Origin of the sequence: Actinokineospora spheciospongiae (assembly GCF_000564855.1) — a bacterium.
Classification (GTDB): domain Bacteria; phylum Actinomycetota; class Actinomycetes; order Mycobacteriales; family Pseudonocardiaceae; genus Actinokineospora; species Actinokineospora spheciospongiae.
Window position 1 is genome coordinate 1 of record NZ_AYXG01000255.1, and the last position, 23,859, is coordinate 23,859.

Here is a 23,859-nt window from a genome sequence, read left to right on the forward strand (position 1 = left end):
CGCGAGGTGGGCATCCCTTCGCCCACTCACGCGCACCGCCGCAGAGGGTCTTCGCAGGGGCCCCGACCAAGAACAACCACCCGATCCAGCACCCCGCACGCAGCGCACCCCGCCAGAGCAGCCCCCGAATCAACCCAACCACGCGGCACCGACACAAACCCCAAGCCGGATCGGACTTGTCCACAGTCCGATCCGCGAAGCCCCCGAATCAATCCAAGCAGCAGGCGCCGACACCAAGCGCAGCCGAAGCCCGACCTGTCCACAGGAGCCTGGCCCAAGCCCCGCAAGCCCGACCGGGCTCCGGCCGAGAGCCAGACCGCTGACCGGAACCCCCGGCTAGGCCATCCCGCGCAGCTCGTCCTTCCCGCCGCCCCGGTTCCGCCGGACCGTGTGCACGACGAACAGCGTCAGCAGCAGCAACAGCAACCCGCCCGCGGAGCCGATCAGCGCCACCTGCATCGGCGCCCAGTTCTTCACGATCGGGCCCGGGAGTTCGGCCTTCATGTCCAGCGGCTGGTCCGGCTGGATGCCCTTCTCGGCGGGGATCGCCGCGGTCAGCGCCGCCAGCGGGTTGATCATGCCGTAGCCGATGCGGTTGTCCCGGCCCCCGGGCGCGGCCGGGTGGATGGCGGTCAGCTTGATCCGCTCCGACACCTGCTTGGCGCTCAGTTCCTTGCGGTAGGAGCGGATCAGCGCGGCCAGGCCGGCCACGTACGGCGCTGCGAAGCTGGTGCCCTGGATCTCCTGGCTCTTGCCGTTCACGACCTGGAGGTTGACCAGGCCGTCGTTCGTCGTGGGGTCCAGGGAGATGATGTTGGTGCCGGGGGCGGCGACGGTGACCCACGGGCCGGGGACGGAGAAGTCGGCCGGGTCGCCGTTGGCCTGGATGGCGGCCACCGAGATCACGTACTCCGAGAACCACGGCGGCAGCACCAGGTGGTCCGGCCGGGTCGGGTCGCCCGCGTTGACGCCGGATTCGCAGTCCTGGCCGTAGTTGCCCGCGGAGGCGACCAGGACGACGTCCATCGTCTCGTGGGCGTAGCGCAGGGCGGCCTGGAGGTTCTTCTCCGACGGCTGGATCGGCAGGTCGGCCGGGCGGCAGCTGTCCACCGACATGTTGATCACGCGGGCGCCCTGGTTCGCCGCCGACACCACGGCTTGGGCCAGCGTCTCCAGGGTGCCCGCGGGCTCGGCGCGCGGGTCCGGGTCGGCCGCGGTGGGGCGCTTGCCCTCGTAGTTGGCGCTGGACTGGCGGATGGACAGGATCTCCGCGCCGGGGGCGATGCCGACGAACCCGATCTGGCCGTCCGCGGGCGGGTGCGCGGCGATGATGCCCGCGACCTCGGTGCCGTGGCCGTCGCAGTCCTCGAGGCCGTTGTGGGCGGCGATGACGAAGTCGCCGCCGCCGCGCACGGTGAGGTAGTCGTGCTTGCGGACACCGGTGTCGATCACCGCGACCGTGACGCCCTCGCCGCGGGAGAACTGGTGCAGCTCGTCGAACTGCATCTCCAGTTGGCCCCACGGCTTGTTCTTCAGGTCGAACCGCTGCCCGGACGCCGGGGCGATGCACGCGGTCTTCGGCGCGTAGGCTGCGTCCGGGCCGCCGACCTTGGGCACCTGCCAGTTCGGGTCGAGCGGCGGCGGGACCGCCCTGGTGTCCACCGGGGACGGCCTGCCGCCGGGGGGCGGCTGCTGCTGCGCGGACGCGGGGACCGCGGGCAGCGCCACCGCGATCGCCGCGGCGCCGAGCACCGCCCCGATCCGCCGCGCCCGCATCAGAGGCTCACCTGCCGCAGGCTGCTGTAGAGGTCCATCACGGCCAGCGCCAGCGGCAGCACGACCGCGATGCAGATGGCCTCGAAGACCTCCACCGTGCGCCGCAGCGGCGGGGAGAAGCGCTGCTCGGGGAACACCACGCCGAGCACCATCGCCGCCGCCGCGATCAGCACCAGCGCGCCGAACACCCACAGCAGCCGCTCGAAGCTGTCGGCCTCGAGCAGCCAGCCGATGAGGATGCCGACCGCCGAGAGCATCCCGGTGGCCAGCAGCGCGATCGCCTGGCTGCCGTTGGCGTAGGTGCGGGCGCGCAGCAGCAGCACCAGCGTCGCCACGACGCCCAGGATGACGCCCCAGATCTTCGGGGAGCCCGCGCTGACGATGGCGCCGGTGGCCGCCGCCGCGCCGCAGCCGATGATCATGCCGGTCATGTACTCGTGCGCCAGGCCCGCCCGCCGCTCGATGGAGCGGTAGTCGGGGAAGCCGGTGTCCTCCTTGAGGTCCTCCGCGCTGCCCGGCACGTTCGGCAGCGGCAGCCTGGCGAGCTGGATGGTCAGCCGGGGCAGCACCGACAGCGCGCCGAGCGCCACCGCGGCCGTGCCCGCGCCGATGCCCGCCGCCGGGTGCGCCACCAGGGTGGCCACCGCGAACGCGGCCACCCCCAGCAGCGCGGCGGTGCCCGCCGCGACGAACGTGGTCACCCCCGCGCCGATCAGCATGATCGACGCCGAGGCCACGATCAGCACCAGCGAGCAGGCCAGCAGCAGGCTGGCCCGGCCCGGTTCGCCCGGCACGATGTAGAGGCCGCTGACGAACGCCATCGGCAGCCCGCCCGCCGCCGCGACCAGCACCCCGGTCGTCGGCGCCTGGTACGCCTTGGCCAGCACCGCGCCCAGGGCCACCAGCACGACCGCCGCGGCGCCCGCGGTGATCGCCGGGGCCAGGTTGTCGCCGCCGGACAGCGGGCCCGCCATCAGCACCGCCAGCGCGCCGAGCACCAGCGCCAGCGCGCCCGCGATGTGCCCGATGCGGTTCGCGGTCTCCTTCGTCCACGGCCGGTAGCTGTCCGGCGCGGACTCGGCGATCGCGTCGACCACGTCGTCGTACAGCGGCGGCGGGGGGTTCTCCGCGCGCTTGCGCAGTTGCAGCATGTCGCCGTCGACCACGCCGAGCGCGCCCAGCGTCCGGCTGGGGTCCAGCGGGTTGTCGCCCAGCTTGGCCAGGCACCAGCCGCCGTGCCGGGCACCGCCGTCGGAGGTGGTCTCCTTGGCCATCTCCAGCAGCATCGGCAGCAGGTCAGCCACCGACACGTCCGCCGGGAGGGCGACGTCGATGCGCGTCCTCGGCGCGACCACCGTCACCCGGCTGAACACGGTCGTCCCCGTTGCCACCGCCTGCCCCCTCGAGTTGTCCACAGGTCTGGCCGGACCGACCCCGGTCCGGCGCGAATCGGTCCTAGTATGGCCGCACCGACATCGCCGGGTCCGGCGGTTCCGCAGAAAGTCGCCGAGCACGGGGGTGGGGCGAATGCCCGCAGGGGTTGGCTACCGCGCGCTGGCGGTCCTGGCCGTCCTCGGCGCGGTCGCCATGGGCGCCTTCCTGTTCGTGCTGACCGGGCGGCACCCCGCGGGCGCCCTGCCCGGTCTGGTGTACCTGGTCGCCGCGGTCGTGCTGGTGTGGACGCCGAGCGGGCACGAGCTGGCCGACCGGGTCGCCCTGGGGCTGGTGCTGGTGGTGGCCTCGATCGTGATGATGGGCGTGCTGTTCGTCTTCGGCGGCCGCAACCCGAGCTCGCTGCTGTTCGGGGTGGTCTTCCTGCTGGCCGCGCTCGTCCTGCTGGTCGGCTCCGCGGTGCGGCCGGGGCGCGGGCCCACCCCGGCCGCGGTCCTGCCGGTGCTGGCCGTCCTCGTCGCCGGGGTGATCACCGGGTGGGCGTTCGTCACCGACGACGCGGACCCCGGCGCGCTGGTGCACGGCAGCCTGCTGCTGGTGGCGGTCACCGTGTTCCTGGCCGGGCGGCGCGCGCGGGGGCCGGGGCGGTTCGCCGTCGGGGCCGCGGTGTGCGCGGTGTCGGTCGGGATCGTCTACTTCCTCGCGGTGTCCGGCGGCGGGGTCGTCCCCGTGGCGCTGGGCGCGGTCTTCCTGGCGGCCCTGGTGGGCTCGCTCCCGGCGGCCCGTTCCGCCGAACCGGCCGGGCCGGACCCGGCGGTTCGGTAGTTTCACCCCCCCAAGCCGCAAATCGAGTCGAAGAGGTGTCCGTCCGGTGAGCACGCTGCAGTTCAAGCGTTCGCCCCGCCTGTCCGCGCCGCGGCAGCCCGGCGGAGAGGTCCACCTGGAGCCGCCGCCGGAGGTGCCCAGGGTCATCCCGGGCAACATCCTGCTCAAGATGCTGCCCGCGGTCATGATCGTGGCCTCGGTCGGGATGATGGTCTTCATGTTCATGGTGGGCGGGAAGAACCCGTCCTCCCTGCTCTTCGGCGGCATGTTCCTCATGTCCACGATCGGCATGATGGCCGGCGGCATGGGCGGCCGGGGCGGTGGCCAGAAGAAGGCCGAGATGAACGAGGACCGCAAGGACTACCTGCGCTACCTCGGCCAGATGCGCGACCGGGCCCGCGAGGCCTCCCTCGACCAGCGCGCCTCGCTGGAGTGGACCCACCCCGACCCGCAGGCGCTGTGGTCGATCGCCACCAGCCGCCGGATGTGGGAGCGCCGCCAGGCCGACCCGGACTTCTGCCACCTGCGCGCGGGCCGCGGCTCGCAGCGGCTGGCCACCCGGCTGGTGCCGCCGCAGACCGGCCCGGTCGACGAGCTGGAGCCGATCGCCACGCTGGCCCTGCGCCGGTTCGTCCGGGCGCACTCGATCGTCCCCGAGCTGCCCATCCAGGTCGCCGTGCGCGGGTTCGCCGCGGTCGGCATCACCGGCGACAAGGACCGGTGCCGCGGCCTGGCCCGCGCGCTGCTGGCCCAGTTGGTCACCTTCCACACCCCCGACGACGTGCTGGTCGCCGTGGTCACCTCGGGCAAGGCCAAGGCCGAGTGGGAGTGGGCCAAGTGGCTGCCGCACGTGCAGCACCCGAACCTGCTCGACGGCATCGGCCAGTTGCGGATGATGGCCGGGTCGCTGGCCCAGATCGAGGACTGGCTCGACGACGAGCTGCGCGACCGGCAGCGGTTCACCCGCAACGCCCCGCCGCAGCCCGACCAGCCGCACGTCGTGGTGGTGATCGACGACGGCGAGGTCACCCGAGAGGAGCAGATCATCCTGGAGGAGGGCCTGGTCGGGGTCACCCTGCTGGACCTGTCGGAGTCGCTGGGCAACCTCACCGCCCGCCGCGGCCTGCGCCTGGTGGTCGAGGGCGACCGGCTCGGCGCGCGCAGCGCCAGCGGCGTGGAGTGGTTCGCCTCCCCGGACCAGCTCAGCGTGGCCGAGGCGGAGGCGCTGGCGCGCAAGCTGTCCCCGTACCGGGTGGGCGCCGCGGCGGCCGACTCCGGCGACGAGGAGCCGCTGCTGTCCAACCCGACGCTGCTGGAGCTGCTGGGCATCCCGGGCGACCCGATGACCTTCGACGTGCAGCAGGCGTGGCGGCCCCGGCCGGTGCGCGACCGCTACCGGGTGCCCTTCGGCGTCGGTGAGTTCGGCCAGGCCGTCGAGCTCGACATCAAGGAAGCGGCCATGGAGGGCATGGGCCCGCACGGCCTGTGCATCGGCGCGACCGGTTCCGGCAAGTCCGAGTTCCTGCGCACGCTGGTGCTGGGCATGCTGGCCACGCACTCGTCGACGACGCTGAACTTCATCCTGGTCGACTTCAAGGGTGGCGCCACCTTCCTCGGCCTCGACGGCGCCCCGCACGTCGCCGCGACCATCACCAACCTGCAGGGCGACCTGACCCTCGTCGACCGCATGAAGGACGCCCTCGCCGGGGAGATGAACCGGCGGCAGGAGGCGCTCAAGAACGGCGGCAACTTCAAGAACGTGTGGGAGTACGAGAAGGCCCGCGAGAACGGCGCCGACCTCGACCCGCTGCCCGCGCTGTTCATCGTCGTCGACGAGTTCTCCGAGCTGCTCTCGGCCAAGCCGGACTTCATCGACCTGTTCGTCGCCATCGGGCGGCTGGGCCGGTCGCTGCAGATGCACATGCTGCTCGCCTCGCAGCGGCTGGAGGAGGGCAAGCTGCGCGGCCTGGACTCGCACCTGTCCTACCGCATCGGCCTCAAGACCTTCTCCGCCGCGGAGTCCCGCGCCGCGATCGGCGTGCCGGACGCGTTCGAGCTGCCGTCCATCCCGGGCTCGGGCTACCTCAAGTTCGACACCAGCACGATGCACCGGTTCAAGGCCGCGTACGTCTCCGGGCCCTACCGCCCGGCCGGGATGCAGGCCGCCGGACCGGTGGCGGCGGTCTCCGGCGACCGGCGGGCGAAGCTGTTCGTGCCCGACTACGTGGAGATCCCCAAGGAGCCGGAGAAGCCGCTGGCCCCGGTGGTCGAGGAGAAGAAGCCCGAGGGCGGCACCGAGGCCAGCGAGCTGGACGTGATCGTCAACCGGCTCGTCGGGCAGGGCCCGCCCGCGCACGCGGTGTGGCTGCCGCCGCTCAACGACCCCAGCTCGCTGGACATGCTGTTCACGGTGCCGCTGCAGGTCACCGAGGACCGGGGCCTGTCCCCGGTCGGGTTCTTCGGCAACGGCAGGCTCCAGGTGCCGCTGGGCATCGTCGACAAGCCCTACGAGCAGCGCCGCGACATGCTGTGGGCGGACTTCTCCGGTGCCGCGGGCCACGCGGCGATCGCGGGCGGCCCGCAGGCGGGCAAGTCGATGCTGCTGCGCACGCTGGTCATGTCGATGGCGCTGACGCACACCGCCGAGGAGGTGCAGTTCTACATCCTCGACCTCGGCGGCGGCACGATGGGCACGCTGGACGGGCTGCCGCACGTCGGCGGCGTCGCGGGCCGGATCGACCCGGACAAGGTGCGCCGGATGGTCGCCGAGGTCACCGGCCTGGTCGCCGAGCGCGAGCAGCGCTTCCGCGACATGGGCATCGACTCGATGACCGACTTCCGCAACCGCAAGCGCCAGGGCGGCCTGAAGGACGACCCGTTCGGCGACGTGTTCCTGATCGTCGACGGCTGGCTGAACTTCCGCCAGGAGTTCGAGTCCCTGGAGATGCAGGTCGTCAACCTCGCCGCGCAGGGCCTGTCCTTCGGCATCCACGTGGTCGTGGCCGCCAACCGCTGGGCGGAGATCCGCCCCGCGCTCAAGGACCTGCTCGGCACCCGCTTCGAGCTGCGCCTCGGTGACCCCAGCGAGTCCGACGTGGACCGCAGGGTCGCGGTCAACATCCCCGCGGGCCGCCCCGGCCGCGGCCTGTCCCGGGACAAGCTGCACTTCCTCACCGGCCTGCCCCGCGTCGACGGCTCCAGCAACCCCGAGGACGTCGCGGGCGGCGTCCAGGACGCGGTCGCCAAGATCAACGCCGCTTGGCGCGGCAGGCACGCGCCGAAGGTCCGGCTGCTGCCCGAGCTGATGTCCTACGAGGACCTGCTCGCCCAGGACACCCGCCGGGACACCAAGCTCGTCCCCATCGGCGTCGACGAGAACGACCTGGCACCGGTCTACCTGGACTTCGACGCGGAGCCGCACTTCCTGGCCTTCGCCGACGGCGAGTCCGGCAAGACGAACCTGCTGCGCACCATCGTCCGGGGCATCATGGACCGCTACACGCCCAAGGAAGCGGTCATCATCCTGGTCGACTACCGGCGCACCATGCTCGGCTTCATCAACACCGAGCACCTGCTGGGCTACGCGGTGTCGAGCAACCAGCTCACCGACATGGTCAAGGACGTCCGGGGCTCCATGCTCAAGCGGCTCCCCGGCCCCGACGTCACCCAGGAGCAGCTCAAGAACCGGAGCTGGTGGAAGGGCCCGGAACTGTTCCTCATCGTCGACGACTACGACCTGGTCGCCCCGCAGGGCACCAACCCGCTGCAACCGATCGCCGAGTTCCTCCCGCAGGCCAAGGACGTCGGCCTGCACGTGGTCACCGTCCGCCGCACCGGCGGCGCCTCCCGGGCCATGTTCGACCCGGTCCTGGGCAAGCTCCGCGAGATCGCCAGCCCCGGTCTCGTCGGCAGCGGCAACAAGGACGAGGGTGCCCTGCTGGGCACCACCAAGCCCAGCGCCATGCCACCCGGCCGGGGCACCCTGGTCTCGCGCAAGGTGGGCCAGGCCCTCATGCAGATCGCCTGGATCAACCCGGAGTAACCGCGGCACCCCCGAGCCCCGACCCCTCGCCCGAGGGGCCGGGGCTCGGCGCTTCCCCGGGCGCCTGCGCCGCGCCGGGGCGTCCCGGCTGCCCGCGCCGCTCTTGTCCGGGCACGTAGGGTGATCCCGGAGCCGAGCGGGGGGTGGACTGTGGCGCTGCGTGTGGCGGTCGACTTCGGGACGTCGAGCACCTGCGTGGCCGTCTCGGTCAACGGCCGGGAGCCGCAGGTGGTCGTCGTCGACGGGCAGCCCCTGCTCCGCTCGGCCGTCTACGCCGCCACCGACGGCACCCTGTTCGTCGGCCAGGAGGCGGAGCGCCAGGCCGCGCTGGACCCCTCCCGCTACGAGCCCCACCCCAAGCGCCGGGTGGACGAGTCCGAACTCCTCCTCGGCGACGCGGTCCTCCCGGTCCCGGCGGTCTTCCGCGCCGTCCTCAGCCGGGCCGTGGCCGAGGCCAGGCGGGTCGCGGGCGGCGCCCCGGTCGACCAGCTCGTGCTGACCCACCCCGCCGACTGGGGCGGTGTGCGCACCCGGGTCCTGCGCCAGGCGGCCGCGGGCCTGGGCCACCGGGTCGCCACCGTCCCGGAACCGGTGGCCGCCGCGGTGTTCCACGCGGCGAGCTTCCCCGGCCCGCCGCAGCGCGCCCTCGCCGTCCTCGACGTCGGCGGCGGCACGGTGGACGTGAGCGTCGTGCGCACCCAGGGGCACCGGCACACCGTCCTGGCCACCAAGGGCGACCCGTCCTTCGGCGGCGCCGACGTCGACCAGCTCCTGCTGGAGCACATCGGCGCCACCTCCGGGCACCCCGAGGCCTGGCGCGACCTGGTTGAGGGCCGCGACCTCGCCGAGCGGCGCCGTCGCCGGGTGCTGCGCCAGGACGTCCGCGACGCCAAGGAGACCCTCTCCCGGCACCCCTACACCGACGTCCCGCTGCCCTCGCCGTTCCCGGACGCCCACGTCACCCGCGACGACCTGGAGCGCCTCATCGCCGAACCCGTGGGCCGGGCGGTGCGGCTGGTCAGCGCGGCGGTGGCGGAGTCGGGGCTGACCCCGGCCGAGCTGACCGGGGTGTTCCTGGTCGGCGGCTCCAGTCGCATCCCGCTGATCGCCCGGTTGGTGGCCGAGCGCACCGGTGTGGTCCCGGTGACCCTGGACCAGCCGGAGACCGTCGTCGCCCGCGGCGCGCTGCGCGCGGTCGCCCCCGACCCGGAGGGCACCGGCGTGCTGGCCCCCGGTCAGGACCGCACCGTGCCCACCAGCCGCCCCCCGATCGTCACCGCCGAGGAGCGCACCCGCCCCGTCCACAGCCCGGGCGAGGAGCGCACCCGCCCGGTCCACAGCCCGGGCGAGGAGCGCACCCGGCCGGTCCGCGGTCCGGTCCACCGCCACCCCTCCGGCCCGCTGCCGCGCCCGCTGCCCACCGGCCCACGCCCCCCGGGTCCCCCGTCCGGCGGGTTCCCCGCCGCGCACCCCGGGTCCGCGGCGGTCCGACCGTCCACCCCGGACAGCGCGCGGGGGGTGCGCGGGCGCACGTGGCTGCTGGTCGGCCTGGGCGCGCTGGTGCTCGCCGTCGCGGTGGCGGTCACCCTGGTCGTGGTGCTCGGCCGCGAGGAGCAGCCGCCCGCCGACCCCGGCCGGGTCATCGCCCAGTACGAGTACCGCTTCGCGCTGCCCGACGGCTGGACCCAGACCGGGGGCGACCCGGGCCTGCTGCGCACCGAGATCAGACCGGCCGACGACACCGGCGGCGGGGACGCCGTGCTGGTCGAGGAGAAGCGGCTCAGCTTCGACAGCGGCGCCGAGCGGGCCCGCGCGGTGGGCAAGCTGCGCAGCGACTACGAGGCGGGCGGCGACCAGTTCACCGACTTCGCCGACGCGACCAGGTTCGCCGACCGCGACGTCGTGCACTACCGCGAACAACTCGACGCCGAGAGCGCTACCGTCGACTGGTACGTCCTGTTCCAGGGGGCGGCCCAGGTCAGCGTCGGGTGCCAGTACACCGACGACGGCCGCGACCGGGTCGCGCGGGCGTGCGACGCGGTGGTCCGGTCCATGGTGGTCACCGGCTGAGTCCGGTCACCGGCTGAGATGAGGGGAGCGGGGATGAGCGCGCCGAACGAGGGCTTCGCCGAGTCGGTGGCCCGGTTCCGGTCCGAGGTGTCGGCCGCGGTCACCCGGGCCCGGCGGGCCTCCGCCGAGGCCAGGGACCAAGTGGCCGCCTTCCGCAGGGAGAACGACACCCTGGCCGCCCGCGCCCGCGACGGCGGCCTCCGGGTCGGGGCCGACGAGCTGACCGACCCGAGGGCCCGCGAGCGGGCCGCCGAGTGGCGCCGGGAACGCGGCCTGCCGGTCGACGAGTTCCCCCCGGCGCACCGGCTGGTCGCCGAGCGGGAGCCGGAACCGGAGCCCGAACCCGAGCCGGTGGACGACCCGCTGGCCGAGAACGACCCGGTGGTCCTGGAGCACGACGACCCCGAGCCGCCCAGGCCCGCCCGCCCGGCCCCACCGGTCCGGCGCACCGACCCCGAGGACGACGACGGCTACTTCGCCGACCAGCAGATCCTGCTCGAGGGCGGCTGATTCCCCCGGCCGCGTCGCGAACGCACATGGCAGCTTCACCAATGTGAAGTCCCGCCATTGCCGCGCGCCCGGCCAAAGCGCCTCTGACCTGCGGGTTCCCCGCCCCGACATTTACGGGAGCAACTACCTCCGAACAAGTCGCACGCAGACGGAACCGAACCTGGCAGGGTCATCGTCGTAAGCGGCGTACGAACAAAGAACGCGTACGACCCACTACCACCAGGGGGTTCTCCCAATGTCCGGTTACGGAATCACGCCCGAAGAGATGGCCAAGGCCGCTGTCGACGTCGACAACGTCAACGAGGAGAGCCAGAACGCGCTCAAGAGCCTCGGCGGCGCCCTCGCCCCGCTGCACGACAACTGGAAGGGTGGCGCCGCCCGCGCGTTCGCCACGCTGATGGAGCGCTACAACACCGACGCCCAGAAGCTGCACAACGCCCTCGCGGCGATCTCCGAGCAGCTCAAGCAGTCGAACGCGGCGTACGTGCAGCAGGAAGAGGAGTCCTCCTCCTCGATGAGCTCCATCGCCAACGTCCTCGGCGGCTGAGTTCCCGCCCTCTTCGCTCCGCGGTTGATTTCCAGCTTCGACACCCAGACTTCGCAGACTTAGGGAGAACCACAATGTCCGGCGACATGATCAAGGTCAACTTCGCGGAGGTCGCGAACGCCTCGGCGTCCCTGGCCTCCACCTCCGGCCAGCTCGAGGGCCTGCTCGGCGACCTCAAGGCCCGCCTGGCCCCGCTGGCCGCGGGCTACACCGGTGCCGCCTCCGAGGCGTGGGCCGCCAAGCAGGCCGAGTGGGACCGCGCCTACGACGAGCTCAAGCAGGTCCTCTCCTCGATCGCCGTGGCCGTGCAGCAGTCCGGTGAGAACTACGAGGCCACCGAGAAGGCCAACGCCAGCAAGTGGGGCTGATCGACCGCTGCCCCTGGTGGCGGGTTGAGTCGAGAACTCCCGAGTGGGGCCCGGAGCGCGAGCTCTCGGGCCCCACTCGGGTTTTTCGTGTGTCCGAAAACACCCGTGCCCCCGCCCGGGGCGCTCCCGGGTCCCGCCACCCGCCCGCGCCACCCGCTCGCCACCGGCGCCGAACCGCCGGTCGACGCCCGCTGAACAGCGGGAAAACACCGCCAACAGGGGGTCGTTTTGACCCTCCCGGAGCGACCCGGTATCTTCTTACGTTGTTGTGCGGCGCGGGGCGTGAAGCTCGACTGGTCGAACGCGAGTCGAGTGGCGTTGCGCGCCCCGGGATGACCAACTCAACCCGGGGTGATGCCCGCACAGGCACCCATGACGCAAGTTGACGATGAGGTAGACCCGTGCCCACGTACAGCCCTAAGCCCGGCGAGGTCGACCGCGCCTGGCACGTGATCGATGCCGAGGACGTGGTGCTCGGCCGTCTCGCCACGCATGTGGCCACGCTCCTGCGTGGCAAGCACAAGCCCACTTTCGCCCCGCACGTGGACACCGGCGACTTCGTCGTCATCGTCAACGCTGAGAAGGTCGTGCTGACCGGCAACAAGCGGGACCAGGCGTTCGCGTACCGCCACAGCGGCTACCCCGGCGGTCTGCGCAAGCGGTCCTTCGGCGAGCTGCTCGACACCAAGCCCGACCGCCTGCTCGAGAAGGTCGTCAAGGGCATGTTGCCGAAGAACAAGCTCGGCCGCGCGCAGGGCAAGAAGCTCAAGGTCTACGCAGGCCCGGAGCACCCGCACGCCGCCCAGCAGCCCAAGCCGTTCGAGATTGCGAAGGTCGCCAAGTGAGCGAGGACGTCCAGACCCCCGAGACCGACGAGGCCCCCGTGGCCGCCGTCGAGGCTCCCGAGGCCGACGCGGTCGAGGAGACCCCCGAGGTCGCCGACACCGACGCCGACGAGTCGGCGGAAGAGGCCCCGGCCGAGTCCGACGCCGTCGAGTACGAGGTCGCGGAGGACGCCGACGAGGCGCCCGCCCTCCCGCGCATCGGCAACGAGACCGCGCAGACCGTCGGCCGCCGCAAGCAGGCGATCGTCCGGGTCCGCATCCTCCCCGGCACCGGCCAGTTCACCCTGAACGGCAAGTCGCTCGAGGAGTACTTCCCGAACAAGGTGCACCAGCAGCTCATCAAGGAGCCGCTGGTCATCACCGAGAAGCCGGAGTCGTTCGACATCCGCGCCCGTCTGCACGGCGGCGGCATCACCGGGCAGGCCGGCGCGCTGCGCCTGGCCATCGCCCGCGCGCTGATCGAGCTGGACATCGAGGACCGCCCGGTCCTCAAGAAGGCAGGCTTCCTGACCCGTGACCCGCGGGCCAAGGAGCGCAAGAAGTACGGTCTGAAGAAGGCCCGCAAGGCGCCTCAGTACAGCAAGCGCTGATCGAAAGCTTTCCCGGGAAGGAGCGGCAGGTGCGAACCTGCCGCTCCTTCCTGCGTCTCACACCCCAGCAGGTCCTGGTCCCCAGGGTCGGCGGCCCGACGGGCCCGGCCCCACCGCAGCGGAGGATGCACCCCATGGCACGCCTGTTCGGCACCGACGGAATCCGGGGGCTCGGCAACCGGGACCTCACCCCGGAACTGGCCCTGTCGGTCGCCGCCGCGGCGGCGGCGGTGCTGGCCCCCCGGGACGGCTCGCACCGCCCGGTCGCCGTGGTCGGCCGCGACCCCCGCGCCAGCGGTGAGATGCTGCAGGCCGCGGTGTGCGCGGGCCTGGCGTCCGCGGGCGCGGACGTGCTCCAGGTGGGCGTGCTGCCCACCCCGGGTGTGGCGCACCTGGTCGGCGCGCTCAACGCCGACCTGGGCGTGATGATCTCCGCCTCGCACAACCCGATGCCGGACAACGGCATCAAGATCTTCGCCGCGGGCGGGCACAAGCTCGACGACGTGGTGGAGGACGCGATCGAGGCGGCGCTGGCGCAGCCCGCCGAGCGCCCCATCGGCGCCGGGGTCGGCCGCATCTACGACATCACCGACGCCCACGACCGCTACGTGGCCCACCTGCTGGCGTCCACCCCGAACCGCCTCGACGGCCTCAAGGTCGTCGTCGACTGCGCCAACGGCGCCGCCTGGGCCGCCGCCCCGCAGGCCTACCGCGAGGCGGGCGCCGAGGTCATCGCCATCAACGCCCTCCCCGACGGGGAGAACATCAACGACGGCTGCGGCTCCACCCACCTGGAGCCGCTGCGCGCCGCCGTCCTCGCCGAGGGCGCCGACCTGGGCATCGCCCACGACGGCGACGCCGACCGCTGCCTGGCCGTGGACGCCGCGGGCGAGGTCATCGACGGCGACCAGATCATGGCCGTGCTCGCCCTGGCCCTGCGCGACTCCGGCGAACTGGTCGACGACACCATGGTCGTCACGGTCATGAGCAACCTCGGCCTGCACCTGGCCATGCGCGACGCGGGCGTCAAGCTCCGCAGCACCGCCGTCGGCGACCGCTACGTCCTGGAGGAACTGCGCGGCGCGGGCCTGGCCCTCGGCGGCGAGCAGTCCGGCCACGTCGTCCTCCCCGGCTACGCCACCACCGGCGACGGCCTGCTCACCGCCATGCGCCTGATGGCCCGCGTCGTGGCCACCGGCCGCCCGCTGGCCGAACTCGCGGGCGTCATGCACCGCCTCCCGCAGGTCCTGGTCAACGTCCGCGTCGCCGACAAGGCCGCCGTCGCGGGCTCCGCCTCGGTCGGCGCCGCGGTCACCCAGGTCGAAACCGAACTCGGCGACACCGGCCGCGTCCTGCTCCGCCCCTCCGGCACCGAACAACTGGTCCGCGTCATGGTCGAGGCCCCCACCCACGACCTCGCCCAGTCCTGCGCCGACCGCCTCGCCGCCGTCGTCTCCGCGGCGAGCTGACGTCTTCACCCGCGCAAATAGGCCGTTCGGCGGTCGCGTGTCCCAGGTGGTCGGTAGATTTCTCCCCACGCGTGTGGTGGGGTCACGCGGGCGGCACCGGGATTTCGGCGGTCGTCGACGGAGGGGAAGTCGAGGCTAGGGGGCCAGCATGGCGGTAGACGAGACCATGGAGATGGACCACGAGGCGGTGAGGTCCGCCGGGATGGACGTCGCCGATCTCGCCGTCTCACTGCAGGAGGTCCAGCGCTACGCGACCGGGGACGGTCTGAAGGCGGAGCACTTCGGCGGCACGCCCGACGGTTTCGAGGCCTTCACCGCGTTCAACGGTGTCGTCCAGCGGCTCAGCGCTTCCGTCGGCAAGGCGCAGCAGTTCTGCGTGGAGGCCGCCCAGCGGCTCACCGACTCGGCCAAGTCCACCAGTGCCACCGACGTCGACAACGCGTGGGGCATCACCAAGGCCGGGGGTGAGTGACCGTGCCCGACGGCGGTCGTTTCAGCCACGAGGTCCAGGACGCGCTGCAGACCCCAGCCGACGTCCGGGCCGACCACCACTCCGAGAACGAGCTGCGCAAGCTCGACGACTTCACCAGGATGATGGGGAAGGACAACCTCGGCTTCCTCTACGACAAGTGGCGCAACCACCCGGCCTGCCTGCCTGGGAACAAGTCCAGGTGGGGCAGCCAGCCCGTCTACGGCGACGGGTGGCAGGAGAAGACCGACCAGTCCGGCGGCCTGTACAAGCTCAAGATCATCAACTGGGGCATGATGTGGGGCGCCAAGGGGCGCCTGGAGAACCTCATCAAGGCCGCCGGTGGCATCGACGGCTCGGCGGGCGCGGTCTCGGCCAAGCTCCAGGGCGCGTGGAAGAGCGGTGCCGGTGACCTCGCCGCCACCAAGTTCAACGACCTGCGCGCCGCCGCCATGGACTACAGCACCCAGCTCGGCCAACTGCGCGACCACATCACCGGCGCCCGCCAGACCACGCTGGACGTGATCAACAAGCTCAGGGACTTCCCGACCCAGAGCGACGTCGGCGGCAAGCCACTGGTCGACCGCTACAGCTCCCTCGGCGGCGGTGAGGGCGGCGGCGCCGAGGTCCGCGGCGACCTGAGCCGCTACATGGACGAGATGAAGCGCATCATCGGCCAGGAGTTCGGCGGCGGGGGCAAGGGCACCTACCGCGCCGGTCCCTACGCGCACGAGGAATGCGATCAGTTCAGCACAGTGACGCCGGGCATGCCGAGCTTCGGCACTTTCCAGGGTGCGCCGGGCAACGCAGGCGAGATGGTCTCCTTCGGTCGCGTCATGCAGACGCCGGAGACGATGCGGTGGGCGGGGCAGGTCCACCTGACCGACGGCAACAACCGCTGGGCCAACGAGATCTGCCACGAGCTCGACGCCTTCTGCGAGTGCTACTTCCTCACCATCGGCAACTTCCGGCGCCGCATCGAGGAGGCCGTCAAGGCCGTCGAGCAGGCCTGGGACACCCTGAACTCGGCCGCGACGACCATGTCCGCGGACCCGTTCGGCAAGCTCAGCCTCTCCGGTGCCAGCCAGCCCCCGCCGGAGGAGAAGCCCCCGCCCAAGGAGGACAAGCGCGGCTCGACCGGTGGCCCCCGGGAGACCGGCGGCACGGACACCGGCGGCACGGGCGGTTCGGACACCTCCACCCCGCCGAGCGCCGCCATGCCGCCCCCGCCCGAGGTCCCGCCGCTGCCGGACCCCACCCAGGCCGCCGGGGTCACCGACCCCACCGCGACCGACCCGACCACCACTGATCCGACCGCGACCGACCCGGCCACCGGTACGCCCGGTCAGAACACGGGCGGCAGCCCCGAGACGGTGACCATCACGGACGGGAACCGCACGATCGGCGTGCAGAGCCCGGACGGCCAGGGCCACGTCAAGGTGACGGTCGACGACGGCACCGGCACCCCCAAGTCCTACGACCTCGACTTCGGCGCGGGCCAGCCCACGACCACCCCGGGAGCAGCCACCCCGGGAGCAGCCACCCCGGGAGCAGCCACCCCGGGAGCAGCCACCCCGACCTCGGGCTTCGGCCCCGACGGCACCCCGGTCGCCCCCGGCCAGGACCCGGCGGCCCCGCCCCGGGCCGAGCACGTCCTCGCCGGTGCCGACGGCAAGGCGGTCATCCACGACGGCGACCTGACCATCACCGCCGAGCGCCCGGACGGCGCCCCGGACACGGTCCGGGTCACCGTCGACAACGGGACCGGCACCCCGCAGGTCTACACGCTCGACTACGCCGACGGCCCCGCCGCGGATTCCACCGCTTCGAACCCCGCGGCACCCACCGCCGGGCCTCCCGGCACCGGGCAGCAGAACGCAGGCCCCCAGGCGCAGCCGCTCCAAGCGGGTCCGGCAGGCCAACCGGTCGCGGGCGCCCAAGCGCAATCACCCCAAGCCGATCCGATCGGTCAGCAGGCCGCGAGTCCCCAGGCGCAGCAGTTCCAGGCCGATCCGGTCGGTCAGCCGGTCGCGGGCGGCCAGCAGCAGGCGTTCGCGTCCGGCCCCGGTTTCGGCGACCCCGGCGTCGGGCAGCAGTCCGCGGGCTTCGGCGGCTCCGCCGACGGCCAGCCGCTCGGTCCGTTGCAGGAACCCTCGGCCGCCACCCACGCGTCGAGTGCCCTGACCGCGGGCGACGAGTGGGGTGCCGCGGGCAGCGCCTTCGACCAGGACGGTCGCGACGGTCACGCCGACGGCCTGCCCGCGTCCGCCCAGACCGGCGACGTGCAGGCTTCGGGTTCCGGCGAGGCCGGGCTGGCCAGCGCCCAACCCGGGCACCAGGGCGACGCGGCGGGCCCGGCGGGTGCCGGGGCCGCGGGCGGCGGGATGCCGATGGGCGGTGGCGGCGCGATGGGCGGCGGCGGGGGCGGTGGTGGCGGGGGCGACTCCGAGCGCGCCGGGTCCCAGTGGCGGACCGTGGGCAACCTGTTCGATGACGACGACGAGGTCGGGCTGCCCCTCGGCGACGCGATCGGGGGTCGGTGAACACCGTGACCGAACCGAACCGGGCCATCCTGGCCCAGTACGAGGACATCGCCGCCCAGCACACCGCCCGGGTCGACGGCATCGGCGAGGAGTTCGCCGCCGAGCTGGCCCGCCAGGACGCGCTGGCCGCCGAGCGGGCCCGCGCGGCGGCCGAGGCGCTGCCCGCGGCGGAGGCGGCCCGCGAAGCCGCTCGCGCCCCGCAGGAGCCGGTCGAGCCGCCGAAGCCCGATTGGGGGCCGCGGCAGAACCGGCAGGTCGTCATGTCGTTCGGCGACGAGGAGTTGCGCGCCGAGGCCGCCCCGCGGACGACGCCCATCCCGGTGCAGGCCGCGCCGCCGACCACCCCCATCCCGGTGCCCGAGCCGGTTCGGGAGCCGCAGCCGCCGCGATACCTGTCCTTCGGGGGCGAGGAGGACGAGGCGGAAGCCGCGCTCCCGCCGCGGGTGGAGCGGCGGCCGGTTCGGCCGAGCAGGCCCGCCGAGCCCGACGACGACGACCTGTCCGGGCACACCTGGATGCGCTGATCCGTCCACCGCGGACGCCCCGCCGCCGAGTCCACTCGGGAGCGGGGCGTTTTGCGTCCGTTAAGGGATCTGCCCGATCCGGAACCCGCCGTCGCCGTGCGGACGTCGTAGGTGGACGAGCAGGTGCGAGGGAAGAGGGCGATCGTGGTGGACGGGTACAGCACCGGGGGTGAGTTGGCCGGGATCGCCGGGCGCGTCAAGGGGCAGGTCGAGCCCATCGGCGCGCAGGCGGACCGGCTCGACGACGGGCAGGTCGGTCCGGCCGACTTCGGGCGGGCGTTCGCCGACCGCGGGAGCGCCTACGCCGAGGCCCTGCGCGGGCACCTCGTCGCCGGGGTGCGCGGGTACGCGACCGCCACCAGCACCTACGCCGACCGGTTGACCGACACCCACCGCGACTACGCCGCGGCCGAGCAGGACAACAGCTCCACCGTCCGGAATGCGTGGCAGTGATGGCCGACTACAGCACCTGGGACGAGGTCAAGGCGGTCCTGGACGACCCCGCCGTCTCCGACGACGACAAGGCCCGCATCCTGCGCGCCTTCGCCGACGTGCACGGCTCCTCGCCGTTCCTCGGGCGCGACCCGGAGTTCTGGGACAACGCCGGGGAGATCGAGGACTACGCCGACCGCTACGGCGTCCGGGACGACGTCCGCGACCGGATCGGCGGCTTCCCCAGCCGGGAGGAGCGGGACGCGGGTCAGGCGACGCTCGACCGGGAGCTGAACCGCGCCGAGTGGGACCGGGCCGTGGACCGGGCGGGGGAGGACCTGGCGGGCCTGCCCGGCCGCACCGTCGAGGGCGGTGGCGCGGGGGTCGGTACCTCCGACGAGATCTTGGAACCCGGCTCTCGCGGCATGGGTTTCTTCGCGCTGTTCCTCCCGCCCTACCGGGACTGGCGCTGCGGTGGCCCCGACCTGCACACCGACTTCGAGAACGTCTACGACGAGCTGAAGTCCATCAACTTCGGCAGGTTCCGCGCCGACGCCGCCACCATGGGCCAGGTGCACGGCGAGCTGACCGAGGTGACCCTCGACCTGAGCACCGCCGCGGGTGACCTGCGCGGCGTGTGGTCCGGCCCGGCCGCCGACGCCGCCGACGCCTACGGGCGCGCGTTCGTCGGGCACGGCCGGGAGGTCGCCGACAGCGCCGGGACCGCGTCGACCCTGGTCACCGAGGGCGTCGCGCACATCGAGACGGCCGTGCTGCACCGGGCGCAGACCGTGTTCGGGCTGTGGGCGGACACCGTGGACGGGCTCACGCCCCAGGACACCTCCCGGGTCATCCGGGCCGCCCGGCAGCAGGCGGACCGGGACGAGCTGCGCGACATGCGCGGCTGGCCGATGTTCGGCGGGCTCGACGACGACCTGTTCTCCTGGATCGGCTGGGCCCTCTGGGGCAACCGGGTGCGGGAGATCATGGCCCAGGCGGCCCAGGGGTGGCTCGACGGCACGTTCGTGGCCCTGTTCGACCAGAAGAAGCGGACCTTCGACGAGATCTGCGCCTCCACCAGGGAATCGGTGTCGGAGGGGTGGGCGGCCGTCGTCGAGGGGCTGAACGCCGTCCCGGCCGATCCGTTCGCCGACCTGGCGGGCGGCATCGAGGTGCCGCGGCCGGACACCGGGCAGGGGCCCTCGACGCAGGGGCCGGGCGCGGTGGAGAACCCCACGTCGGGAAGCCCTTCGTCGGGTGGTGGCGGCGCGCCGACCGCGCCTTCGTCGTCGGGCAGCCCATCCGCTCCCGGCGGGGGCGGGTCCGGTTCGGGGGCTTCGAGCGGTGGGACTCCGCAGGCGCCCGCGGTCCCGACCGTTCCGCAGGGTGCGCTCACGCAGCTCGACCAGGCGCCGGGCGCGGGCGCGGGGCCCCGGCTCGACGACCTGATCACCGGCGGCGCGGGTGGGCACGTCGGCGGCGGGGTGGGCGACGCGCTCGACCCGGCCCCGGACACGGTCACCATCACCGACGGGGACGTCTCGTACACGGTCTCCGAACCGGACGCGGCCGGGCGGGCGACGCTCACCGTGGACACCGGGGACGGCAAGCCCAAGACCCACCAGCTCGACTTCGGACCGGCAGGCGCCGACGCGGGCTTCGGTCCCGAGCGGCGGGTCGCGGCGGAGGGCGTCCTCACCCCGGAGCCGGGGACGGGCAAGATCCAGGTCACCGACTCGCTCACGGCCGAGCGCACCGAGGACGGGAAGATCGTCCTGCGCACCCCGGGCGTGGACGGCGCGGCCCCGAAGTCCTACACGGTCGACTTCCACGAACCCGCGCCCGCCGATCCCGCTTCGCGGCCTGCCGGGCTCGCCGGTGGGATGCCGGTGGACACCGCGGGCACCGCCGGTGGCTCCGCGAGCGGCGGGCCTGGCGGGGGCTCGGCAGGCGGCGGCCCAGCGGCGGGCGGTGGTTCGGCCGGCGGTGGTCCTGCCGGTGGGGGTTCGGCGGGCGGTGGCCCAGTGGCGGGCGGTGGTCCGGCGGGCGGCGGTTCCCCCGGCGGTGGGGCCGCCGCGCCCGTGCCCGCCGGGCCGGGGTCGTTCGCCGGGGCCATGCCCGCCGAGGCCGTGCCGGGGAACCCGGCGGGCGGCGTCGCCGCCGCCGCACCCGCCGCCTCCGGTGGGTCCGGTGGGTCCGGGGGCGGTGGCGGGTTCGGCGGCACGCCGATGATGGGCGGCATGGGCGCGGGCGGTGGCGGCAACGCCGGGGGGACCGACCGCGAAGCCAACCGCTACCTGGTGGCCAAGGACGTGTTCGAGGAGGACTTCGACCGCTTCGCCAGGGTCAAGGGGATGCTGGACCCGGAGTCGGTCAAGTGACCCCCGGACTGGACGGGGCACGGGCCCGGTTGGCGGCCGCCGCGGCGGCCGTCCGGGAGGTGCGGCTCCGGGAGGAGGACGCGCTGGCCGAGGTGCGTCGGCGGGCGGCGGCCAACAGCGCCGCCGCCGGTGCCGCCGCGCTGGCGGCCGCCGAGGCCATCGACCGTTCCGAGGAGCGGGCCAAGTCCACCGCGCCGCCTCGGCCGGAGGCGAAGTCCTACGTGCTGGACCTCGGACCCGCCGAGGACTGAGGTCCCGCCGGGCCGGGGAGCGACCGCACCCCGGCGCCTGGTCGACAGGTCTTCCGAGGACCGGGGTTCCGCGTGACCGGAGGCTGCCCGGTCACGCGCTCTGGTCGACCGGGTCTTCCAGGGTGTTGTCGAAGGTGATGTCGGCCGACTTGAACGGGGTCTCCAGGAGCGGCAGGTAGTCCCGCTGCCCCGCCAGGTGCACCAGGAAGAACGCCGTCAGCAGGGCCTTGGCCGCCTTGTGCGTCGCCGACTCCGCCTTGCCCGCGACCAGCAGCCCGCTCCAGTGCCTGCCCTCGGTGAACCCCAGGTGGCTGGCCTTGGGCAGGGTGCGCACCTGCGCCGGGCCGGACCACGCCTCGGCGATCAGCTCCGCGTTGGCCACCGGTGGGGCGACGACGTCGCGCCCGCCGACCAGGTGCAGGCCGGGCATCGAGCACCCCCGCGCCGCGTCCGTGGCGAACGGGCGGGTCTGGGCCGCGGCCAGGGTGGCCACCGCCCGGACCTTCGGGTTGGCCGCCGCCGCCAGGACCGCGCTGCCGCCGCCGGTGGAGTGACCGGCCAGGCCGAGCTTGCCCGGGTCCACGCTGATCGCGCCGTCGCCGAGGCGGACCCCCACGCAGACGTCCAGGGTGGTCTGCAGGTCAGCGGCCAGGAGGCGGTGCGAGCCGAGCGGGCCCGCGTGGGTGGCCGGGGCCGCCGCGACGACGCCCCAGGACGCCAGGTGGCGCAGGAGGCCGTGGTAGCGGGAGGGGGGTTGCAGCCAGCCGTGGCCGAAGGCGACCGCGGGCAGGCCGAGGCCCGACTCCGGGGTGCAGACCAGTCCGGGCATCCCGACGAGCGCCAGGTCACCGCGCAGGACTCGGTGCGGGCCCTGGCGGGACAGCTCGACGAGGAGGTTCTTGGCCTTGCGTGCCATGCGCGCAGCCTATCCGGGTCCCCCCGGCGCGGCCGGCTACCCTGGTCGGGTGTGCGGAATCATGGGATACGTCGGGCACCGGCCCGCGCTGGACGTCGTGCTGGACGGACTGCGCAGGCTCGAGTACCGCGGATATGACTCTGCGGGTGTCGTCGTCCTCGCGGACGGTGGGCTCGCGGTCGAGCGCAAGGCAGGTCGGCTCGCCAACCTGGAAGCGCGGCTCGACGAGGTGGGCCGGGACGGGTTCGCGGGCACCGCGGGCATGGGCCACACCAGGTGGGCCACGCACGGGGCGCCGGTGGACCGCAACTCCCACCCGCACCGCGACGCCACCGGGCGGGTGGCCGTGGTGCACAACGGGATCATCGAGAACTTCGCCGCGCTGCGCGCCGAGCTGGAGGCGGCCGGGGTCGAACTGATCAGCGACACCGACAGCGAGACCGCCGCGCACCTGGTCGCCCTGGCCTACGCGACCGGGGAGACCGCGGGGGACTTCCCGGCGAGCGTGCGCGCGGTGTGCCGTCGGCTCGAAGGCGCGTTCACCCTGGTGTTCACCCACGCCGACCACCCGGACCTGATCGTCGCCGCGCGCCGGTCCTCGCCGCTGGTGGTCGGCATCGGCGACGGGGAGACGTTCCTCGCCTCGGACGTCGCCGCGTTCATCGAGCACACCTCCCAGGCCGTGGAGCTGGGCCAGGACCAGGTGGTGCTGATCACCCGCGACGGGTACGAGGTGACCGACTTCGCCGGGGAGCCCGCGCCCGCGAAGCCGTTCACCGTCGACTGGGACCTGTCGGCCGCGGAGAAGGGCGGCCACGAGTACTTCATGCTCAAGGAGATCGAGGAGCAGCCCACCGCGCTCGCCGACACCCTGCGCGGGCACTTCGTCGGCGGCCGGATCGTGCTCGACGAGCAGCGCCTGTCCGACCAGGAGCTGCGCGACGTCGACAAGGTGTTCGTGGTGGCCTGCGGCTCGGCCTACCACTCCGGCCTGGTCGCCAAGTACGCCATCGAGCACTGGACCCGGCTGCCCGTCGAGGTCGAGCTGGCCAGCGAGTTCCGCTACCGCGACCCCGTGCTCGACCGCTCCACCCTGGTCGTGGCGATCTCCCAGTCCGGGGAGACGGCCGACACCCTCGAAGCGGTGCGGCACGCCCGCGAGCAGAAGGCGCGCGTGCTGGCCGTCTGCAACACCAACGGCGCCCAGATCCCGCGCGAGTCCGACGCGGTGCTCTACACGCACGCCGGTCCCGAGATCGGGGTCGCCTCCACCAAGGCGTTCCTGGCCCAGGTCGCGGCGAACTACCTGGTCGGCCTGGCCCTGGCGCAGGCCCGCGGCACCAAGTACCCCGACGAGGTGGCCCGCGAGTTCCACGAGCTGGAGGCCATGCCCGAGGCCGTGCGGACCGTGCTGGGCACCAGCGAGCGGGTCCGCGAGCTGGGCCGCGAGCTGGCCGACGCCAAGGCGGTGCTGTTCCTGGGCAGGCACGTCGGCTACCCGGTGGCCCTCGAGGGCGCGCTCAAGCTCAAGGAGCTGGCGTACATGCACGCCGAGGGCTTCGCCGCCGGTGAGCTCAAGCACGGCCCGATCGCGCTGATCGAGGAGGGCCTGCCGGTGGTGGTGGTGATGCCGTCGCCGAAGGGGCGGGCGGTGCTGCACTCGAAGCTGGTGTCGAACATCAGCGAGATCCAGGCCCGCGGCGCGCGCACCATCGTCATCGCCGAGGAGGGCGACGAGACGGTGCGCCCGTTCGCCGACGAGCTGATCGAGGTGCCCGCCGTCCCGACGCTGCTGCAACCGCTGGTGTCGACGGTGCCGTTGCAGGTGCTCGCCGCGGAGATCGCCAGGTCGCGCGGCTACGACGTGGACAAGCCGCGCAACCTGGCCAAGTCCGTCACGGTGGAGTAG

At 73.5% G+C, this 23,859-nt stretch carries 19 protein-coding genes; 16 read left to right on the forward strand and 3 right to left on the reverse strand.

Annotated elements, in window-relative coordinates; genetic code table 11:
* Positions 1-336 precede the first annotated feature (336 nt).
* Positions 337-1,776 carry a type VII secretion-associated serine protease mycosin gene (mycP, locus tag UO65_RS32240; protein WP_052022096.1) on the reverse strand — a complete coding sequence of 480 codons (1,440 nt, stop codon included), beginning with the start codon at positions 1,774-1,776 and terminating at the stop codon, positions 337-339.
* A complete protein-coding gene (eccD, locus tag UO65_RS32245) occupies positions 1,776-3,167 on the reverse strand; it encodes a type VII secretion integral membrane protein EccD (RefSeq protein WP_035290648.1) in 1,392 nt (463 codons plus the stop codon). The genes mycP and eccD overlap by 1 nt, the downstream gene beginning before the upstream one ends.
* Positions 3,168-3,303: 136 nt before the next feature.
* On the opposite strand from eccD, the gene UO65_RS32250 reads away from it, so the two are divergent.
* From UO65_RS32250 to UO65_RS32320, 15 genes are all read left to right on the forward strand, one after another.
* On the forward strand, positions 3,304-3,993 hold the full coding sequence (locus UO65_RS32250) for a hypothetical protein (RefSeq protein ID WP_035290600.1): 690 nt from the start codon (positions 3,304-3,306) through the stop codon (positions 3,991-3,993).
* 46 nt (positions 3,994-4,039) lie between these two features.
* Positions 4,040-8,035: a type VII secretion protein EccC gene (locus UO65_RS32255; protein ID WP_035290602.1), complete on the forward strand. Its 3,996-nt coding sequence runs from the start codon at positions 4,040-4,042 to the stop codon at positions 8,033-8,035.
* Positions 8,036-8,185: 150 nt separating this feature from the next.
* A complete protein-coding gene (locus UO65_RS32260; RefSeq protein ID WP_035290604.1) occupies positions 8,186-10,105 on the forward strand; it encodes a type VII secretion-associated protein in 1,920 nt (639 codons plus the stop codon).
* 33 nt (positions 10,106-10,138) lie between these two features.
* Positions 10,139-10,615: a hypothetical protein gene (locus UO65_RS32265; protein WP_035290606.1), complete on the forward strand. Its 477-nt coding sequence runs from the start codon at positions 10,139-10,141 to the stop codon at positions 10,613-10,615.
* A gap of 235 nt (positions 10,616-10,850) precedes the next feature.
* Entirely contained in the window at positions 10,851-11,162 is a 312-nt protein-coding gene (locus tag UO65_RS32270; protein ID WP_035290608.1) for a WXG100 family type VII secretion target, read from the forward strand.
* 74 nt (positions 11,163-11,236) lie between these two features.
* Positions 11,237-11,530, forward strand: coding sequence for a WXG100 family type VII secretion target (locus UO65_RS32275; RefSeq protein WP_035290610.1), 294 nt, complete (start codon positions 11,237-11,239; stop codon positions 11,528-11,530).
* A gap of 401 nt (positions 11,531-11,931) precedes the next feature.
* Positions 11,932-12,375 carry a 50S ribosomal protein L13 gene (rplM, locus tag UO65_RS32280; RefSeq protein WP_035290612.1) on the forward strand — a complete coding sequence of 148 codons (444 nt, stop codon included), beginning with the start codon at positions 11,932-11,934 and terminating at the stop codon, positions 12,373-12,375.
* Positions 12,372-12,965 carry a 30S ribosomal protein S9 gene (gene rpsI / locus UO65_RS32285; protein WP_407643146.1) on the forward strand — a complete coding sequence of 198 codons (594 nt, stop codon included), beginning with the start codon at positions 12,372-12,374 and terminating at the stop codon, positions 12,963-12,965. The genes rplM and rpsI overlap by 4 nt, the downstream gene beginning before the upstream one ends.
* Positions 12,966-13,099: 134 nt before the next feature.
* Positions 13,100-14,434, forward strand: a complete 1,335-nt coding sequence (gene glmM / locus UO65_RS32290; protein WP_035290614.1) for a phosphoglucosamine mutase — start codon at positions 13,100-13,102, stop codon at positions 14,432-14,434.
* Positions 14,435-14,582: 148 nt separating this feature from the next.
* Positions 14,583-14,906: a hypothetical protein gene (locus tag UO65_RS32295; RefSeq protein ID WP_146241175.1), complete on the forward strand. Its 324-nt coding sequence runs from the start codon at positions 14,583-14,585 to the stop codon at positions 14,904-14,906.
* The gene (locus tag UO65_RS37115; RefSeq protein WP_035290618.1) at positions 14,903-17,446 is read left to right on the forward strand and encodes a hypothetical protein; all 2,544 of its coding nucleotides are present in this window, start codon (positions 14,903-14,905) and stop codon (positions 17,444-17,446) included. Before UO65_RS32295 ends, UO65_RS37115 begins: the two co-directional genes overlap by 4 nt.
* 5 nt (positions 17,447-17,451) lie before the next feature.
* Entirely contained in the window at positions 17,452-17,970 is a 519-nt protein-coding gene (locus tag UO65_RS33900) for a hypothetical protein (protein ID WP_152552388.1), read from the forward strand.
* A 123-nt stretch (positions 17,971-18,093) separates the two neighbouring features.
* On the forward strand, positions 18,094-18,423 hold the full coding sequence (locus UO65_RS32310) for a hypothetical protein (protein WP_146241179.1): 330 nt from the start codon (positions 18,094-18,096) through the stop codon (positions 18,421-18,423).
* Entirely contained in the window at positions 18,423-20,783 is a 2,361-nt protein-coding gene (locus UO65_RS37745) for a WXG100 family type VII secretion target (protein ID WP_035290622.1), read from the forward strand. Before UO65_RS32310 ends, UO65_RS37745 begins: the two co-directional genes overlap by 1 nt.
* Positions 20,780-21,034, forward strand: coding sequence for a hypothetical protein (locus tag UO65_RS32320; RefSeq protein ID WP_035290624.1), 255 nt, complete (start codon positions 20,780-20,782; stop codon positions 21,032-21,034). Before UO65_RS37745 ends, UO65_RS32320 begins: the two co-directional genes overlap by 4 nt.
* A gap of 91 nt (positions 21,035-21,125) precedes the next feature.
* On the opposite strand, the gene UO65_RS32325 is transcribed toward UO65_RS32320, so the two are convergent.
* Entirely contained in the window at positions 21,126-21,950 is an 825-nt protein-coding gene (locus UO65_RS32325; protein ID WP_035290626.1) for a dienelactone hydrolase family protein, read from the reverse strand.
* A 49-nt stretch (positions 21,951-21,999) separates the two neighbouring features.
* Between UO65_RS32325 and glmS the strand changes: the two genes are divergently transcribed.
* The gene (gene glmS / locus UO65_RS32330; protein WP_035290628.1) at positions 22,000-23,859 is read left to right on the forward strand and encodes a glutamine--fructose-6-phosphate transaminase (isomerizing); all 1,860 of its coding nucleotides are present in this window, start codon (positions 22,000-22,002) and stop codon (positions 23,857-23,859) included.

Bases quoted from the DNA above. Each gene is read 5' to 3' on its own strand.
- UO65_RS32275 (WP_035290610.1), top strand. From the start codon at position 11,237: ATGTCCGGCGACATGATCAAGGTCAACTTCGCGGAGGTCGCGAACGCC.
- UO65_RS32325 (WP_035290626.1), bottom strand. From the start codon at position 21,950: ATGGCACGCAAGGCCAAGAACCTCCTCGTCGAGCTGTCCCGCCAGGGC.
- UO65_RS32270 (WP_035290608.1), top strand. From the start codon at position 10,851: ATGTCCGGTTACGGAATCACGCCCGAAGAGATGGCCAAGGCCGCTGTC.
- UO65_RS32250 (WP_035290600.1), top strand. From the start codon at position 3,304: ATGCCCGCAGGGGTTGGCTACCGCGCGCTGGCGGTCCTGGCCGTCCTC.
- mycP (WP_052022096.1), bottom strand. From the start codon at position 1,776: ATGCGGGCGCGGCGGATCGGGGCGGTGCTCGGCGCCGCGGCGATCGCG.
- glmM (WP_035290614.1), top strand. From the start codon at position 13,100: ATGGCACGCCTGTTCGGCACCGACGGAATCCGGGGGCTCGGCAACCGG.
- UO65_RS32265 (WP_035290606.1), top strand. From the start codon at position 10,139: ATGAGCGCGCCGAACGAGGGCTTCGCCGAGTCGGTGGCCCGGTTCCGG.
- UO65_RS32295 (WP_146241175.1), top strand. From the start codon at position 14,583: ATGGCGGTAGACGAGACCATGGAGATGGACCACGAGGCGGTGAGGTCC.
- UO65_RS37745 (WP_035290622.1), top strand. From the start codon at position 18,423: ATGGCCGACTACAGCACCTGGGACGAGGTCAAGGCGGTCCTGGACGAC.